This is a genomic window from Klebsiella sp. HN106, from assembly GCF_051209435.1.
Taxonomy (GTDB): domain Bacteria; phylum Pseudomonadota; class Gammaproteobacteria; order Enterobacterales; family Enterobacteriaceae; genus Klebsiella; species Klebsiella oxytoca.
Map to the genome: position 1 here is coordinate 1 of NZ_JBLURD010000212.1, position 304 is coordinate 304.

The 304-nt window shown below is 58.6% G+C and carries 1 protein-coding gene; it reads left to right on the forward strand.

Annotated features, from left to right (window positions below):
- Window positions 1–2 precede the first annotated feature (2 nt).
- A complete protein-coding gene (locus ACSIPU_RS30970) occupies window positions 3–260 on the forward strand; it encodes a cobalamin biosynthesis protein CbiX (RefSeq protein ID WP_435322528.1) in 258 nt (85 codons plus the stop codon).
- Window positions 261–304 lie beyond the last annotated feature (44 nt).

The window sequence follows — 304 nt, forward strand, 5'->3', positions numbered from 1 at the left end:
TGATCATCATCCCAATCGCGTTGATTCTCGCCGCCGCCGCGCTGGCCCTTCCGTGGTTTATGGTTCGCCAGGGCTACCGCGAACAAGTCCAGCTGGGCGGTGCGTGTACTACCGTGCTGGGGCTGGCCGCATCAACAGGCGTGTTTAGCTATGCCGATAATATGCCGCTGGCGCTGCTGTACGGCTCTGCGTCGGTCGTTTCATTCCTGTATGCGCTTGATTGCTTCCTGCCGCTTTACCTGTCACGTAAATCTCACTAACCCACAGGCGGGGTGAAACCCCCGCCAGCCTGGAGAAACAAATG